This is a genomic window from Paenibacillus sp. MZ03-122A (genome assembly GCF_024213325.1).
Classification (GTDB): Bacteria; Bacillota; Bacilli; order Paenibacillales; family Paenibacillaceae; genus Paenibacillus; species Paenibacillus polymyxa_B.
Genome location: NZ_JANAVI010000058.1, coordinates 1 through 675, shown reverse-complemented (window position 1 = coordinate 675; position 675 = coordinate 1). Strand labels below are relative to the sequence as shown.

At 40.1% G+C, this 675-nt stretch carries 1 protein-coding gene; it reads right to left on the bottom strand.

The genetic code is table 11. The annotated features are described in order from the left end of the window. Nucleotides 1–675: AMP-binding protein (locus NLX74_RS25530; RefSeq protein WP_254330936.1), on the bottom strand; the 675-nt coding region annotated here is incomplete at both ends.

The following is a 675-nucleotide window of genomic DNA, read 5'->3' as shown; positions in this document are numbered from 1 at the left end:
ATTGTGGTAACTTTATTTTTTTCGATTGCCTTCACGATTTCTTCCGGATTTTTTTCTCCTCCCGGTATCAGCAGGCAGACTTTGGCCCCAGTAAAGCTCCACCACAATAATTCCCATACCGATACGTCAAAGGTATAGGGAGTTTTCTGCAGGATCACATCACCTTCAGCTATCGGGTATTGCTTCTGCATCCAGTTGATCCGGTTGATTACGGAGTAGTTCTCTATCATTACCCCTTTGGGTTTGCCGGTAGAACCGGATGTATATATTACATAAGCCAAGTTTTCAGGTTTACTAATTAACTTTGGATTTGATACATCCCCAGTAAATAGTTCCTGATTTTCTATGCTAATAAATTCAGCATTTCTGTAACTACCTTTAGCATTTATAAATTTATCCTGTATCAGAATAATTTGGCTGCCACTGTCATCAAGCATAAACTGGATCCTGTCTTCAGGGTATTCAGGAGCTATGGGTAAATAAGCCCCCCCAGCTTTTAGGACAGCCATGATCCCTATGATCATTTCCGGGGAACGTTCTACCATAATTCCCACTACACTATCAGGTTTTATTCCCTTTTCTCTTAATTTTCTGGCCAGTTGGTTTGCCTTTTCGTTTACTTCCTTATAAGTCAGCTGTTTATCTTCAAACACTACAGCAATATTATTGGGTGTC